Here is a 14,374-nt window from a genome sequence, read left to right as displayed (position 1 = left end):
GGCTCGGCCCCTACGAGGATCGGCGGGCCGTAGTGCGGGCCGTAGTCGCCGTGGTCGCCGTGGTCACTGCCAGACCCAGGCCTGATTGGTCTTGGCGGTGCAGATGTACAGGGTCACCTTGCTGCCGTCGGCGATCTCCTGCCCGTTGACGTCGACGCAGTTGCCCGTCTCCTCGTTGACGATCTCGCCGCTGGAGGTCAGCTGCCAGCGCTGCAACCCGCCACCGGTGTACTCGGCAACCGTCTTGAGCGCGTAACTCCCGGCCGTCGCCGTCAGGTAGCCATGCGCGCCCTTCAGGGTGCCGTTCGACCCGAGCGCCCACGACTGCCCTACCGCGCCCGTGCACGTCTTGATCGCGGCGGTGTACAGGTTCGCCGTCAGGCACCTGCCGGACTGCCGGCCCCGCAGCGCGCCGGACGACACGACCGTCCCGTCGTCGTCCGACGTCGCCGTCGCCGTCGCACCGGGGGTCGAGGCCGACGAGTCGTCGCCGTCCGGCGACGCCGCTGCCTCCTCCGCCCCGGAGGTCTCGGCCGCGCCCCCGGAGCCCGCCTCGGCCGCCCGCCCGGAAGCCGCCTCAGCCGTCCGCCCGGCCGTGCTCTTGGAGTCGCCGCTCGGGCCGGGACTCTTCGCCCCGCTTCCGCTCGGCGACGGCGCCACAGCACTCGCGGTGACCGTCGCGGTGGCGGCTCCGGCCTTCGCCGCCGCGTGCGCGTCGACGTCTGCGGATGACGACACGGCGCGGTACGAAGCCGCGGCGATCAGCGCCGTGGCGACCACACCGACGGCTGCGGCGAGCGCTGTGCGCCGGGGGGTACGACGACGGGATGTCGTCCCGGCGCTCCCGCGGCCGCCGAAGGGGGGCTCGACCTGCACCAGCGTCTCGGACCCAGGGGTCTGCGGCTTGGGGGGATTCGGTGTATGGGTGGCCGGCGCGGACAACGGCGCAGTGCCGTCGACCACGGCGGCGAGCAGCACGTCCAGCTGAGCGGCGTCCGGCCGGGCCTGCGGATCCGGTGCGAGCAGCTGCGAGAGGACCGGGGCCAGGTCGCCCGCGTGCACCGGCGGCGGCACCGGCTCGCCCAGCACGGCGGCGAGCGTGGCAAGGCTGGTGCCACGCCGCATCGGGCTCCTCCCCTCCACCGAGACATAGAGGGTCATGCCGAGCGACCAGAGATCGGATGCCGGGGCGTCGTCGGCGCCACGGATGCGCTCCGGGGCCATGTACTCGGGCGAGCCGACCATCTCCCCGGTATGGGTCAGCCGGCTCACTCCGGGGAGCCCGGCGATGCCGAAGTCGGTCAGCACCGCGGTCGGGGCACCCTCTGGGCCCTCGCGCAGCAGGATGTTGGCCGGTTTGACGTCGCGGTGGTGGACCCCGGCGGCGTGGGCGGCGCGCAGCGCGGCCAGTACGTCACGGCCGACGCGGGCCGCCTCGCGGGGGTCCAACGGCCCCGTCTCCAGCCGGTCCTGGAGGGACAGCCCCGGCACGAACTCCATGACGAGCCAGGGGTACGGGTCCTGGTCGACGATGTGGTGGATCGTCACCACGTTGGGGTGCCGCAGCCTGGCCAACGCACGCGCCTCGCGCAGCACCCGCTCGTGCTGCACCCGCAGGGCACCGGGGTCCCCCGCGCCGGTCCTCGGATCGGCGGGGCGGACCTCCTTCAAGGCGACGTCACGGTGCAGGGCGGTGTCCCGCGCCCGCCACACCGTGCCCATGCCTCCCGTACCGAGCTGTTCCAGCAGCTCGAACCGCCCGTCGATGATCCGTCCTGCGCCGTTCAACGGTTCCGTCCCTCGCGATTGACCGGTTGGTGCCCAGGCGGGGTGACGGTTGGCACTGGTCCGCATCCGACCTGCGGCAACCTCGGTATTCCTCGCGCCGGCCCGTACGACCGAGACACCCGGATCTGCCCGCGGGAGGACCACCACCGTGCCCGGCAGGGCCCCGAAGCGCCTCCCGGTACGCCACGCAACAGCGAGCCACCCGCCCGGCCCGCCGAACGCTACGGCCCGACCAGATACAGGACATCAGTAAAACTACGTAGACGAACTACGGGCCTTCGACACAGGGCCGGGCGCTCACCTGCCCGCCTGAACTCCGGCCCCCCAACCCCTTCCACCCACCCCAAGGCTCAGCGGCCGTACGCACACGCAGGCGATACGACAGGATGGGCACGTGCTCCCCTCCCGACTGATGTGGTGTGACCCTCGGCCGATCCCTCGGTTCAACCGTCAGGAGCGGGTAACCCTGATCGTCCGCGATCCGGGCTTTTACGAGCCGACCGAGGATGACGACTGCTCGACGTTCGGGTACTTCTGTCGGTCCCATGATCGCTTCTACCGGCACGAGGCATGCGGGGAAGGGGCACATGTCGTAGCCCTGCACTGCGAACTGCACGGGCCGGAGAGCATGTGGCCGCAGCCCCTCATGCTGGCGCTCCCCGAAGGGTTCGTCCCCCCGCTGACTGATGAACAACTCGCCTGGGTGCAGACCGAGAACGACGCCGGCTGAGGCGCCCTGCGGCACAGGTCGGGGAGGCTCTGACAGCGGCGTTCGAGCGGGAGGGCCTGAAGGTGTGGCCGGAGGTCGTGGAACATGCGGCCCTGCACATCGCAGGACCCGAGGACTTGCACTGAAGCTCGCGGCCGGCGGGCGCGTCGTCGCCGTGGGAGAGGCACCGGATTCGCTTCTTCCCGCGCACAACCATTCCGACGGCTCCGTTGTCACACCCGTGTCATAGGCATCCGGAACATGCCGCGCCCGGTGCTTCCCAACCTCCGGTGACGCGCGGCCTCCCACGGCTCATGGGGTTTGAACCACCTTGCGCAACCGCAGAATCTCCACCGCGACGGCACTCGCCGTCCTCTTCAGTTCCGTGGCGCTGACGGGCCTCGGGTCCACGGCCGCCCACGCCGACGGCAACGCCGTCCTGCCCGTCGCCTCCGCCGCCGACATCGTCGTGGACAGCGTGCACCAGCGCGTCTTCGTCAGCGACGGGGCCGACGGCAAGGTTGTCGCCACCGACTACAGCGGCAACGTCGTAGGAACGCTCGGCTCGTTGCCGAAGGCAGGCGGCCTGGAACTCTCGGCCGACTCGCAGACGCTGTACGTGGCCGTCGCGGGCAGCGACGAGATCGCGGCGATCGACACAGCCGACCTCACCGAGTCCGCGCGCTACTCGACCGGCACCGCCGACGCCCCGACGACCCTCGCCCGCGCCGGCGGGAAGCTGTGGTTCGGCTACGGCACGGCGACGTCCGGGAACATCGGCTCCCTCGACCTCTCGGGACCGGACCCCGTCCTCGCCGTTGCCCAGGACAGCAGCAGCCGCTGGTACTACGCACCCCGGCTGGCGTCCAACCCGGCCGCGCCCGGTGTGCTGGCCGCCGCCGTGCCGGGCCTCAGCCCCTCCGCCGTGGCGACCTATGACGTCTCCGGCGCCGACGCGCCCAAGCTCATCGCCCAGGGCCAGGCCGGCAGCAACCTGCGCGATCTCGCGGTGACCCCCGACGGCAGCCAGGTCGTCACGGCCAGCGGCTGGCCCTACAAGCACCAGGTGCTGTCCACCACCGACCTGAAGGAAGTCGGCAACTACCCGACCGACGCCTACCCGAACGCCGTCGACATCGCCGCGGACGGCACCGTCGCCGCGGGCATCGACGGCCCGTACGAGCCGGACGTCTACATCTTCAAGCCCGGTGCCACCCAGCCGGTCCGGCAGTACGAATTCGCCGACACCGGCACCGGCACCCTGGTTCCGGACGGCCTGGCCTGGGAGCCGGACGGCAACCACCTCTTCGCGGTCACCAGCAGCGGCAGCACGTACCGCCTCAACACGCTGAACGCGCCGACCAAGGCCGCCACCACGCTGACGGTGAGCGCGCCCGCCTCGGCCGTTCCCGGTAAGCCGTTGACGGTCACTGGGCAGGTCAGCGGTGGCGATGCGCTGCCGGCCGGGACGCCGCTGACGGTCACCCGTACCGACGCGGAGTCGCCGTCGGGCACGGAGCTCGCCCCGGTGACGACCGGCGAGGACGGATCGTTCTCCTTCACCGACACCCCGTCGGTCGAAGGCGACGTGAAGTACACCGTCTCCTACGCGGGCGACACCGCCCACGCTCCGGCGTCCGCCTCACGGACCGTGGCCGTCTCCCGCAGTGTCACCACCGTGACGGTGAGCGCGCCCGCCTCGGCCGTTCCCGGTAAGCCGTTGACGGTCACTGGGCAGGTCAGCGGTGGCGATGCGCTGCCGGCCGGGACGCAGCTGACGGTCACCCGTACCGACGCGCAGTCGCCGTCGGGCACGGAACTGGCCCCGGTGACGACCGGTGAGGACGGATCGTTCTCCTTCACCGACACCCCGTCGGTCGAAGGCGATGTGAAGTACACCGTCTCCTACGCGGGCGACACCGCCCACGCTCCGGCGTCCGCCTCACGGACCGTGGCCGTCTCCCGCAGTGTCACCACCGTGACGGTGAGCGCGCCCGCCACGGCCACCCGCGCCAAGTCGCTGACCGTCACCGGCAAGACCGCCAACGCCAGCGCGCTGCCGGCCGGCACGGTACTGGGCGTCAAGCGCACCGACCTGGAGTCGCCCTCCGGCAAGGCGCTGGCCTCGGTGAAGACCAAGGCGGACGGCACCTTCTCCTTCACCGACACCCCGCCTGCCGGCGGCGACGTGAAGTACACCGTCTCCTACGCGGGCGACGCGACCCGTGCCCCGGCCTCCGGCTCGGACACGGTGGCCGTCTCCCGGACCGCCACCACGCTGAGCCTGAACAACAGCGGCAAGGTGTACTCCTATGGTCAGGACGTCACCTTCACCGCGCACCTGGGCACCACCTACAAGAGCCGCACGGTGGAGATCTGGGCCAACCCCTATGGCTCGGACAAGCCCAACGTCCTGGTGAAGAAGGCGACGGTCAACTCCAGCGGAAACGTCTCCGCCGTGGTGGACATGAAGCGGGACACCACCGTCACCGCGGTCTTCGCCGGTGACGCCCGCACCGCCCCGAAGTCGGTCAAGGTCACCGCGTACGCCAAGGTGAGCGTCTCCACCTCGCTGACGAAGTACTACAAGACCGGCAAGATCAGCACCACCTCTCCGACGTACTACTGGTACCGCAAGAGCACCGGCCCCCTGTTCACCACCACGATGAGCTACTACCCGGGCCGCAGCCACCGGCTGGACATCGACGTCTACTACCAGGGCGCGTGGCACCGCGGTTACGAGGAGTTCTTCGAACTGGGCGCCGACGGCAAGAGCGTCATCGACCTCGGTGCCTCCGACGAGGCGGGCCTCCGCGTCCGCGTCCGGTCGGCCTACATCAACGACTCCTCCGGAGACAACGTCAACTCCACCACCTACAGCTCCTGGAAGTACCTCTACTTCACCAACTGACCTGCGGACCAGGGCTCGTCAACGTGTCCTGCGCCATGGAGTCGCCGGACTTCACTGCTTTCAGTGGGGCCTCGCTCACGTGAGGCCCCACGACGGAATCAGACGGTGAGGACGAGCTTGCCCTGGAGGTGACCGCCGCCGAGCAGCCGGTGCGCGTCGGCGACGCGCTCGAACGGGAACGTCTCCTGCACCTGGACCCGGAGCCTGCCCTGCTCGACGAGTTCGACGAGATCTCGCAGGGCGGCCGGATCCTGGTCGACCGCGATGCCGCTGAAGCGCATGCCGGCCGCCTCGTACGGGGCGATGAGCTCCGAATCCTCCTCGGCGACCGCCGTCACCAGGTGACCGCCTGGGCGGAGCACGTCGAGCGACGGCTCGACGGTGTCGCCACCGATCGTGTCGAGCACGACGTCGATGTCGCGGACCGCCTCGGTGTAGTCGACCGCCGTGTAGTCGACCGCCGTGTAGTCGATCACCTCGTCGGCGCCCAACCCCTCGACGAACTTCCGCTTGCTCCCTCCGGCGGTCGCGATCACGTGCGCGCCGAGCGCTTTCGCGATCTGGATCGCGACGTGGCCGCCCCCGCCACCACCACCGTGGACCAGGACGCGGTCGCCCTCGGTCACGCCGCCGACGTCGACGAGCCCCTGCCACGCCGTCAGCCCGACGATCGGCAGCGCCGCCGCCTCGACGTGCGAGAGCGACGCCGACTTGCGTGCCAGGTGCATCGCGGGCGCCGACACGACCGCGGCGTACGCGCTCGCCGCCCGCGGGAACAGCGGCATCCCGAACACCACGTCGCCGGGCCTGAACCGCCACGTCTGCGGCGCCCCCTCGACCACGCCGCTGATGTCCCGGCCGAGGACGAACGGCGGCCGACCGATCAGCGGGAACTCGCCGGCACGCAGGCGCGATCCGATCCACATGCTGACCGAGTGGGCGAGGGCGAACGGCGAAGCAGTACTCGATGCCCTCGACGCCGACCCCAAGCCGGTCGCCCCTGGCGACTGAGGCCTCCGCCTCAGCGGGCGCGTTTCCAGGCAGCGATCGCCGCCCAGCCGAGAAGTGTGCTGATGAACAGGTCTCCGACGACGGAGACGGTGTCAGCCTCGTGGGTGGCGCTGACGACACCCCCGATTGCGAGACTGGCGAGGAGCAGGCCAAGCAGCAGCCAGATGAGCTTCACGAGCCCCCTAGGAGAAGCGGCGAGGGCGACACCCTAGCGCCTCTGTATGAAGCTCGGTTCGGCAGCTGGAATGAGGGGGCTCAGGCTCGGTGGATGTCAGAAGTCCCCTGAGCCGTAGCTCTGGCCGGATCGGCCGGCGACGGCCATTCCAGCCGCTACCAGGCCCCGGAGGGGCGCTACCACTGGAGAAGCTGTTGACCACCGGTGACGACGAGGTGTCCGCGGCTGCTCTGGCCGCCCTCCGCAGCGGCGCCACCTACAGTGTGTGGGACACGACGCATCCCGCAGGAGCGGCATGCCGGGGTCTTTGCATTCCGACTTCGGCGCATGCGGCTGCGTGGAGTGGAACCTCTTGGGCTGGAACGAATGGTGCAGCTCCTCCGCGAGCATGCCCGGCCGGTGCGCGGAGGGCTGATCGATTCCGCCGATCAGAAATGGACCTTCCTGATCTACCTCAGCGGAGACGGCAGCACACTGGTGGCCTGCGCCCGCCTGCAGCGATGGGTCGAGCAGCGCTCAGGACACTCGGCGCGACGCGTTGGTGATGCCAGACCTGGGTGTCAGGAGGGCCGCGTAGTCCGGGTAGGCCGGCGGTCGCTGTCCTTACGACCGTGCCGGCCTGCGGGCGGGCGGGCGCGGAAGAACGCCATCGGCCGAGGCGCGGAATGCTTCTCGCGTCAGCGACATGACCTGAACCGGCTGCCCATGAGCGGGGACGCGAGTGGTGCGGTCGAACGTCATACCGAGTTTGGCCATGACGCGCGTCGAGGCGTGGTTGTCGACATGGCAGATGCTGACGACGTGATCCAGCGCCACCTCGTCGAATGCGAACGCCAAGACCTCTCGGGCCGCTTCGGTGGCATAGCCTCGACCCCAGGAGCGGCGTCGCAGCCGCCATCCGATTTCCACCGTCGGCATGATCTCGGGGAGGAAGGTCGGAACGGCCAGACCCACCCAGCCGATCAGCTCGCCGGTCGCGGGTTCTTCGGCGGCGAACAGGCCGTAGCCGCGCTCGTCCCAGGCTGCGCGAGCACGGGCCAGCGCTGCGGTGGTGCGCTCACGGGTACTGGGCGAGCCGTCACCGATGTACCGCATGACTTCCGGATCCGCGTCCATCTCCGCAAGAGCGTCCAGGTCTTCCTCTCGCCACTGACGAAGCCATAGACGTTCGGTGTGACGCTCTGGATGCCGCATCCTCACAGGGCCCTCTCCTCGCAAGGTTGCGTGCTGTCGAACAAGGACGGCCGGCAAGAGCCATGGCGGTTACTGTACTCCGCTGCTGTACGCACGACAGAGGCCCATTCACGATCACGTGAATGGGCCTCTGACCGATGTCGGGGTGGCGGGATTTGAACCCACGACCTCTTCGTCCCGAATTAGGCCCTGGAAGATCGCCGACCAGAGATCCAGGTCAAAGTGGCAGGTCAGAGCGTCGGGATGCATCGGTCTCCGTTGGCGCTCCGGGGCCCCAACCTCAAGATCATCTCCAGGATTTCTCCATGGAAGCGGTAGGCGCCCTCCGTGAAGCAGTCCAACTCCCCTTGTCGTGACCCGTTCTGGGAGCTCCCCACCCAACTTGAGCCCACTCAACTGAGGGCCGGGACCTTCGACATGCCCTGCCAGAACCTCAGTTGACGACAGTCAGCCAGGGTGGCGGGACGTCGACTGCACACAGCCCCAGCCTTTCACCGGCGTGAGGCCGTCGCATCTCCTCAGACGCGATAGGTACCGACACCCTCCAGGCTCTGATGAGTCCTGTCGCCACGGGACAGAACTGAGGCCCGCGGGCTCTGCGGAAGGCGGAGCCGGGCGCAGCACATCACGCAGGCTGCCGGCATGTGTCGAGCCGCGCGCATGCAGTCGTCTCGACGGTGCGCGCCTGAATCTCCGAGATGCATTTGAAGTCTGACGAGACATCAACTAATGTCTCTGAGGCGAGGGTTGATGACGGCGAGAGTTGGATGCAATGACGCGAGATCGAGTAGTGCTGCATGAGCGCGAGTGCAGAGTGCGGGACTACTACGCCTCGGAACTGGCCCAGCACCGTCCAGGCGAGCTGCTTATCGCCAGGGAGAACAGTTACGACGGCACGGCTGTCCGCGCGGATATGCGCACGATCGATCGGAGCAACGTCACTCGCCTGTGGGAGTTCAAGATCAGTGCGAGTTACGAGGCGCTTGGGCAGATCCTGGTCTACGTGGCCATGGCACGCCGGGCTGAGGAAGCCGCCGGCAGCGACTGTTTAATCCGTGGCGTCATCGCAGCGTTCAATTTTCAACCCGAGATCCGCTACACCGTTGAAAGGTTGAACCTTTCGATCGAGCTAGTCACTCTGCCGCCCCTCCTCGCCCACGCAGGCGGCATCCCGACCTGTGCAGAACCCACATCGCTTCCCGAGATTCCCCGCCAGTCCGGGCTGCTCGCCTCGACGGGAGCCGAGCCCTACCAGCAGGAGACGCCATGAGTACACCGTTCATCAGTCAGCAGAAGCTGATCAACACCGACGACATCCCCGAGGACGAGAGGTACGGGGGCCTGCGCATCCTGCGTGTGAGCTCAGACGAGGAGGCACGAGCCAACTTCGAGCAGCATCGCTACCGCTTCCAGCATGAGAGTGAGAAGCGGCACGCTATCCGCGGCACTTTGTGCCTAAAAGGTGCGGAGGACGGGTACCGCATCTGCGTCACAGTGCATCCCAGCCTGCGGCAGTTTACGGACCTCGTAAGGTATAACCCTTCCGATCCGCCACGCGCTGTCGACTACGAGGCCAACGGCATGAAGGCCGCCCACCTCAAGACACAGAGCGACTTCAAGGGCGCGAAGGCCGCCAACCGTGGTGACTTCAGTCGATACATCTTGGAGGCAGTCCGCGGTGAGCGGGTCGCATACCTGCCTACCGTCACCGGATGGCAGTCGGTCGAGGAGTTCGAGGAGGACCCTCAGCCCATTTTCGTCGCATTCGATGAAGCGAACCCGGCGGCCCTCTACGGCGAGATCTACCTGCCCAAACGGCCCATCATGCAGGCCGACGGACAGACCCAGACCGCCGCCCTCTTCGAGGCAGCGCAGAATCGTCTCGCTCTCCAGAACGGTGCACTTGACACCTTCTTCGTGACCCTTGAGGTCGAACTAAAGGTTGACGTCGACGCGGCGGCCCAGAGCTTCGCAGATCGCAATGGACGCGGTACGAAGAAGAACACCAACCTGGTGGCGACCTTCGACACCTCGTCCGCCCTGGCCAAGCTGCGCAACCAGGCAGTCAAGGGCACCATCTTCGAAAACCGCGTCGCCGATGGCCGCAGTACGGGAGCCACGCTCACAGCGGTACAAAATATCGTCGACGCATCGACGCTCGAGCAGATGCTGCTCAACGTGATCTCCCACGGCAACCGCAAGCGCGAGCACATCAAGCACCACCACATCGAGGCGGTGCTGCCGTACTGCCGCGAGTTCCTGCAAACGTTGGAAGGTCAATTCGGCAGCGCCTGGAGCGACACCAAGCAGGCCGACACCTACCGACGGCTGTACGTCCATGGATGGGCATTCGCTCTCAAGGCCCTCGCATTGGCCTACAACCAGGTGCGGCGCGACAAACTCGGGCCGATCATGGACGCGATGCAGAAGGAGACTGCAACCGGAGACGACACGACTGAGCAGTTGGTGAAAAGGTTCACCGAGATCATCGCGGAACAGTCGGTTCCTACTCCGGTGGTGTCCTTTGACGAGTTCAAGCAGCGTCTGGCAGCCATCGACTGGCGGCGTGACCGCCGGCACTGGATTCGGATTACAGGTTGCCTGCAGGAGAAAAACGGCACCAAGAAGACGGTGAAGCTCAAGGGAACTGGGGAGACCGTCGTCGCAGCGGCAGCCTCGAACACCCCGGCGCACATCAGCCAGGTCGAGAACAAAATTCTGTCCGATAAGTGGACCGACCTCACTAGTGGCGAATCCGAGCCCACCAACTAGACACCCACGCCCCGGTCAGCGCTGACCTATTGGCCGTCGGCCCTTAACCCGCAGCCTTGCTGTACCTGAGGGCCGCCGCCGCGGATCCCGCTTTGGGTCGCCTGGTGGAACCCGCCAGGAAGCCTCACGCCTCTGGGGCCGCGGAGAACCCCGCAATCCGGCAGAGATGGGCCCTCAGTTGCAGACTTTTCGCAACAGAGGGCCCATCTGCTGTCGGGCGTCAACACCCTCGCGTGATGACACCAGCTCGACCTGGTGACCTCTTTGCCCCAATGCGATTCCGACCCTGGTGACCTTGGTTCAGGACATCCGACCCGCTCGTTCGGCTTCGGCACTGTCCATAACAGTCCGTGACCGGTTCGGTGAGGTCGCCACGTCTGGCTCCTCTGCCTTATCAGTGCTAGTCAGATCAGGGGCTGGGGTGAGACTGGGGAGGTGGCCGGGGCCTGGTTCGGGCGGGCCCCGGCCTGTCGTGCTTCTAGACGGCGATGAACAACTGCGGAAGCTGGACAAGTTCGACGACGATGGCCCGGTATTGCTCGGTCGGGATCATCGCGAGGAGTTGGGATGTGATCTGGTCGACCGGTTCGGCGGGAGAGATCCCAAGCACGGATTGACGGTTACCACGGTGAGGATGGGCTGCCATCCGGCTCCAGGCCATGGGGCCAGAGATCTATGAAATGCGGCCATCGATCACCTATATCGTCGTGCAGCCAATGCAGCGCCTCAACATTGCCCGAATCAACCACATTCAGCATTATTTGCTCGGCACCGGCATGGTGTACGCCCCGTTCGCGCAACTCGTTCAGCCATTTCCGAAGCTCGGGCTGACCTTCACTAATGGCCGAAAAAATATCTTGTTCGACGCGTGGAGCTACCTTCTTGGTGCTGCTGCGCGCATCGGCAACTTCTTGATTGAGCCGCTCTGCTTCCTTACTGTCGCCAACCTCTGCCCGCCACCGCGCCAGCAACACAAGCACCTCACTGCGTCCCCCATCCTGATACTGGGGAGATGACCAGTCGACGTCGGCTAGGCGCTCGGCTTCCTTTTTCCATTCGATCAGGTGTTTCATGCATCGCGTGTCGCCCAGGTCGACGCTCTTTTGATAGACTCGCGCGATCCCCTCCGCAGCCCCGTATGCGTCCAAACGCTCAGACAAAACAGCAATGGCTTCCCCGTCGCCCGCGTCAGCGGCTCGCCAATACATCTCGTCGGCGCCCTCAATGTCCATATCCATGTCGCGAGCGTGGGCCACGAAGCACATGGCACGCGTGTCGCCCGCCTCTATGGCTTGCTCGTACAAGCGGGCGGAGCACTCCGGTTCACGTACCTCCAGGAGCCAGGCGAGTTCCGTGATAGCAGGAACGTAGTTTGATTCGACGGCTCGTTGGAGTAATTGATAAGCCCAGCGGGTGCGATAGCGATGATGGGCACCGTTAGCTGCGTTGACCAAATCCTCGGGTCCGAGGTGGTCGTGGGCTGCCTGCCAGAACGATTCAGGGGGGCATAGATGCCGGCGCTCATAGCGCCCGTGCTGTTCGAGGTAGTCGGCGAGACGGTAAGTCGGTGAGGAAGGGTTCGTATGGATTTGAGGCGTGACAGTCCCTCGGTAGCGATGACGATTGCGCCGCAAGGGAGCTAGATTGCCGTGTACGGGTTGCGTGTTGTCCACGAGGGCTTGCTCGAGCCAGTTATCGCTAAGGCAATCGTACTCATCGTCGCTGAGGTAACCCTCTGCAGCCTGCTCCAAGAAGCAGACCGGTATTTGGGGGCCGACACCGAGGCGGCGAGCATCCATGGCCGCGCGCAGTAGCGCCCGGGCCGGTGGCAAGGCTGACTGGTAGCGGCGTAGTAGGTCGGGAGCTCCGGCCAAGAATTGCGTCATCTTTCCGTCGCGTACATGTTGTAGCGCATGGGAAAGTTGGTGATCACCGGCCGCCGCGACGGCCTGCGCATCCTTGATCGCAGTGCTATCGAAGCTGTCGGGGAGTACGACCAGCCGTCCGGAGAGCAGCGCACGGGCATGCGTATACGGATCGGTCCGCCCGGGTTCCGGGAGGGCGGTATAAGTGTTGGCGTACTCCGGCCACAAGGTACCCAGAACAAGGACAGGTCCGCGCTTCGGGTCGGTCAAGAGACTGTGGATCGCCGAGGCGATACGTTCCCCCAGACCGCCGCTGGCACCGAAGTAGTGCTGAGCTTCATTGAGCCACACCACCGTGCGACGCCCGGCACGCTCGATGTCAGCGAGCGCCGCCTCAGCACGTGTGGGATCGAAAGGGTGCCACAACCGCCACCTTTGCGTAGCCAGTGGCTGAACGGCTTCCCAACAGGCCCGTGTCTTGCCTGTCGATGAGGAACCAACTAGCACAGCCATCCGACTGTGTCCCATGCCGACTTCGGAGACTAAAGCAGCTAGCTCATCGTCGTGAGGACGACGCACGTATGCAGGCAGTCTCGCCGACCAGCGGCGCCCGCCTCCACTGCCGGGGGCAGGGGCATCAGCAGCGGGATGGACCTCCAGGTCGTGCGGATCCCAATCCGTAATCGGCCGCCCCAGTTCATCCACTCCGGTTACGTCATCTTCCCCCACGCCGGCCGCAGGCGTGGGGGGTGTGCTGCGAGCCTGAGTTGCTACATCGAGTAGATGCAGCAGTTGGTCGGTGTCGAGAGCCAAGGCACTGGCAAGTGCACTGATGGTTGCGCCGCTCGGCGGAGGTGCGGAGGAGCTGAAGGCCTGGCTTACTACGGTGCGCCCAAGACCGCTACGAGCCCTCACTTGGTCCATGGTCAGGTGCTTCTTCAAACGACCCACTTTGAGGAGGCGGCGCAACTCTGCGAGTGCCCCCTCAGCCGTGATCGCTGACTGCGCCTCGGGGTGGCGTTGGTCGTCCATGAGGTCCGGCTCCGTTTTCCGGTGCTGTCGTTCATCTTTGTTCGTCGTCGTTCACGGTGAACATCGGCGAACACCGCGTCCGCCACTTTCGGTTCGGCAGCGACTTCCGCTGCGCTGGTTGAAAGGATGGTAGGCCGTGTCGGACAAGGCTGTTCTGGTCGTGATGGGCTGCGTTATCGCGGTGTTGATCGCGGCACTGGTGGGGGCGACAGCGTGCTATCTGGCACGTCGGGGCGAAGCCTCGTACCCGACGGCACTCATCACGGCGGGAGCCGCGTTCGCGACCACGTTGGCCTTGATAGCTGCGGTCGTGCAAGCAGTGACGGCAGCGACTGCCGCTTGAGGCAAGTTGTAGCACTGGCCGTTCCACGGCCTGCTCTGCATCGCTTGGCAGTGCCACCGTGCTTTCGCTGGAGACACCCTGTAGCGACCAGTGCCAGCGGCTTGCGTTGCACACGCCCGCCCCGCTAGCGGGGGGCCTGCGCCGTACTTACTCCTAGATGTTGCGACCACAGCGCTGGCAGCGTTGTGGTCGCAGCGGTTTTCAAGACCATCGGATTCCGCGCGGCCAACTGGGCCTTGACCTGCGCATACAAGGCCTTGCGCCCTACCGAGACGACCGTGTTGGCCAGAGGATGGCCGCAGAGGTCTCGGGGAGCATCTCAGGCTGCAAACGCGAGGCGGCGCGGGCGTACGGTCCGTGGCCTGCGGGCCGCACCCTTCCCCAGGTGCCCTCCCCGGCTATACGTGAGCCGTACCTCGCTTAGAGCTTCCCATCGGGGCGCAGGCCAGGATGTAGCGCTCTCCCATCCGCCCGCAACAGCTGCGAACGCCGGCATTGCCGTCAGGCTCTGCCATAAAACACGCTTGCCAAACCCTAGGGTCAGCCACTGGACGGCACCCACAGGCGCCCGGCC

At 66.7% G+C, this 14,374-nt stretch carries 9 protein-coding genes and 2 pseudogenes; 5 read left to right on the top strand and 6 right to left on the bottom strand.

Features of this window, described 5'->3' with window-relative positions; genetic code table 11:
• Positions 1-63 precede the first annotated feature (63 nt).
• Positions 64-1,788: a protein kinase gene (locus ACIRF9_RS24055; protein ID WP_403825750.1), complete on the bottom strand. Its 1,725-nt coding sequence runs from the start codon at positions 1,786-1,788 to the stop codon at positions 64-66.
• Between the two features lie 394 nt (positions 1,789-2,182).
• On the opposite strand from ACIRF9_RS24055, the gene ACIRF9_RS24050 reads away from it, so the two are divergent.
• Both ACIRF9_RS24050 and ACIRF9_RS24045 read left to right on the top strand, forming a co-directional pair.
• The gene (locus ACIRF9_RS24050; protein ID WP_403825747.1) at positions 2,183-2,518 is read left to right on the top strand and encodes a hypothetical protein; all 336 of its coding nucleotides are present in this window, start codon (positions 2,183-2,185) and stop codon (positions 2,516-2,518) included.
• A gap of 310 nt (positions 2,519-2,828) precedes the next feature.
• Positions 2,829-5,408, top strand: a complete 2,580-nt coding sequence (locus ACIRF9_RS24045; RefSeq protein WP_403825744.1) for a hypothetical protein — start codon at positions 2,829-2,831, stop codon at positions 5,406-5,408.
• A gap of 98 nt (positions 5,409-5,506) precedes the next feature.
• Here the strand turns inward: ACIRF9_RS24045 and ACIRF9_RS24040 are convergent.
• Positions 5,507-6,322: pseudogene (locus ACIRF9_RS24040) on the bottom strand (NADP-dependent oxidoreductase); the annotation flags it as partial.
• Here ACIRF9_RS24040 and ACIRF9_RS24035 point away from each other — a divergent pair.
• Positions 6,321-6,419, top strand: a pseudogene (locus tag ACIRF9_RS24035) (transcriptional regulator); the annotation flags it as partial. The pseudogenes ACIRF9_RS24040 and ACIRF9_RS24035 sit on opposite strands and share 2 nt — an antisense overlap.
• 10 nt (positions 6,420-6,429) lie before the next feature.
• On the opposite strand, the gene ACIRF9_RS24030 reads toward ACIRF9_RS24035, so the two are convergent.
• Positions 6,430-6,594, bottom strand: a complete 165-nt coding sequence (locus tag ACIRF9_RS24030; protein WP_403825741.1) for a hypothetical protein — start codon at positions 6,592-6,594, stop codon at positions 6,430-6,432.
• 603 nt (positions 6,595-7,197) lie between these two features.
• Positions 7,198-7,788 carry a GNAT family N-acetyltransferase gene (locus ACIRF9_RS24025; protein WP_403825738.1) on the bottom strand — a complete coding sequence of 197 codons (591 nt, stop codon included), beginning with the start codon at positions 7,786-7,788 and terminating at the stop codon, positions 7,198-7,200.
• An 814-nt stretch (positions 7,789-8,602) separates the two neighbouring features.
• On the opposite strand from ACIRF9_RS24025, the gene ACIRF9_RS24020 reads away from it, so the two are divergent.
• Positions 8,603-9,058 carry a hypothetical protein gene (locus tag ACIRF9_RS24020; protein ID WP_403825735.1) on the top strand — a complete coding sequence of 152 codons (456 nt, stop codon included), beginning with the start codon at positions 8,603-8,605 and terminating at the stop codon, positions 9,056-9,058.
• On the top strand, positions 9,055-10,560 hold the full coding sequence (locus tag ACIRF9_RS24015; RefSeq protein WP_403825732.1) for a DNA sulfur modification protein DndB: 1,506 nt from the start codon (positions 9,055-9,057) through the stop codon (positions 10,558-10,560). The genes ACIRF9_RS24020 and ACIRF9_RS24015 overlap by 4 nt, the downstream gene beginning before the upstream one ends.
• Positions 10,561-11,038: 478 nt before the next feature.
• Here the strand turns inward: ACIRF9_RS24015 and ACIRF9_RS24010 are convergent, their stop codons facing one another.
• Both ACIRF9_RS24010 and ACIRF9_RS24005 read right to left on the bottom strand, forming a co-directional pair.
• On the bottom strand, positions 11,039-11,170 hold the full coding sequence (locus ACIRF9_RS24010; protein WP_403825729.1) for a hypothetical protein: 132 nt from the start codon (positions 11,168-11,170) through the stop codon (positions 11,039-11,041).
• Positions 11,171-11,180: 10 nt separating this feature from the next.
• On the bottom strand, positions 11,181-13,367 hold the full coding sequence (locus ACIRF9_RS24005) for a hypothetical protein (RefSeq protein ID WP_403825726.1): 2,187 nt from the start codon (positions 13,365-13,367) through the stop codon (positions 11,181-11,183).
• Between the last annotated feature and the right edge of the window lie 1,007 nt (positions 13,368-14,374).

This window comes from Streptomyces sp. NPDC096132 (genome assembly GCF_044763345.1).
In the GTDB taxonomy this organism is placed as follows: Bacteria; Actinomycetota; Actinomycetes; order Streptomycetales; family Streptomycetaceae; genus Streptomyces.
Note: the sequence above shows the minus strand (reverse complement) of the source record. Positions and strands in the feature narration are given on the sequence as shown.

Excerpts from the sequence above, each read along its gene's own strand:
- ACIRF9_RS24025 (WP_403825738.1), bottom strand. The coding sequence starts at position 7,788 with ATGCGGCATCCAGAGCGTCACACCGAACGTCTATGGCTTCGTCAGTGG.
- ACIRF9_RS24015 (WP_403825732.1), top strand. The coding sequence starts at position 9,055 with ATGAGTACACCGTTCATCAGTCAGCAGAAGCTGATCAACACCGACGAC.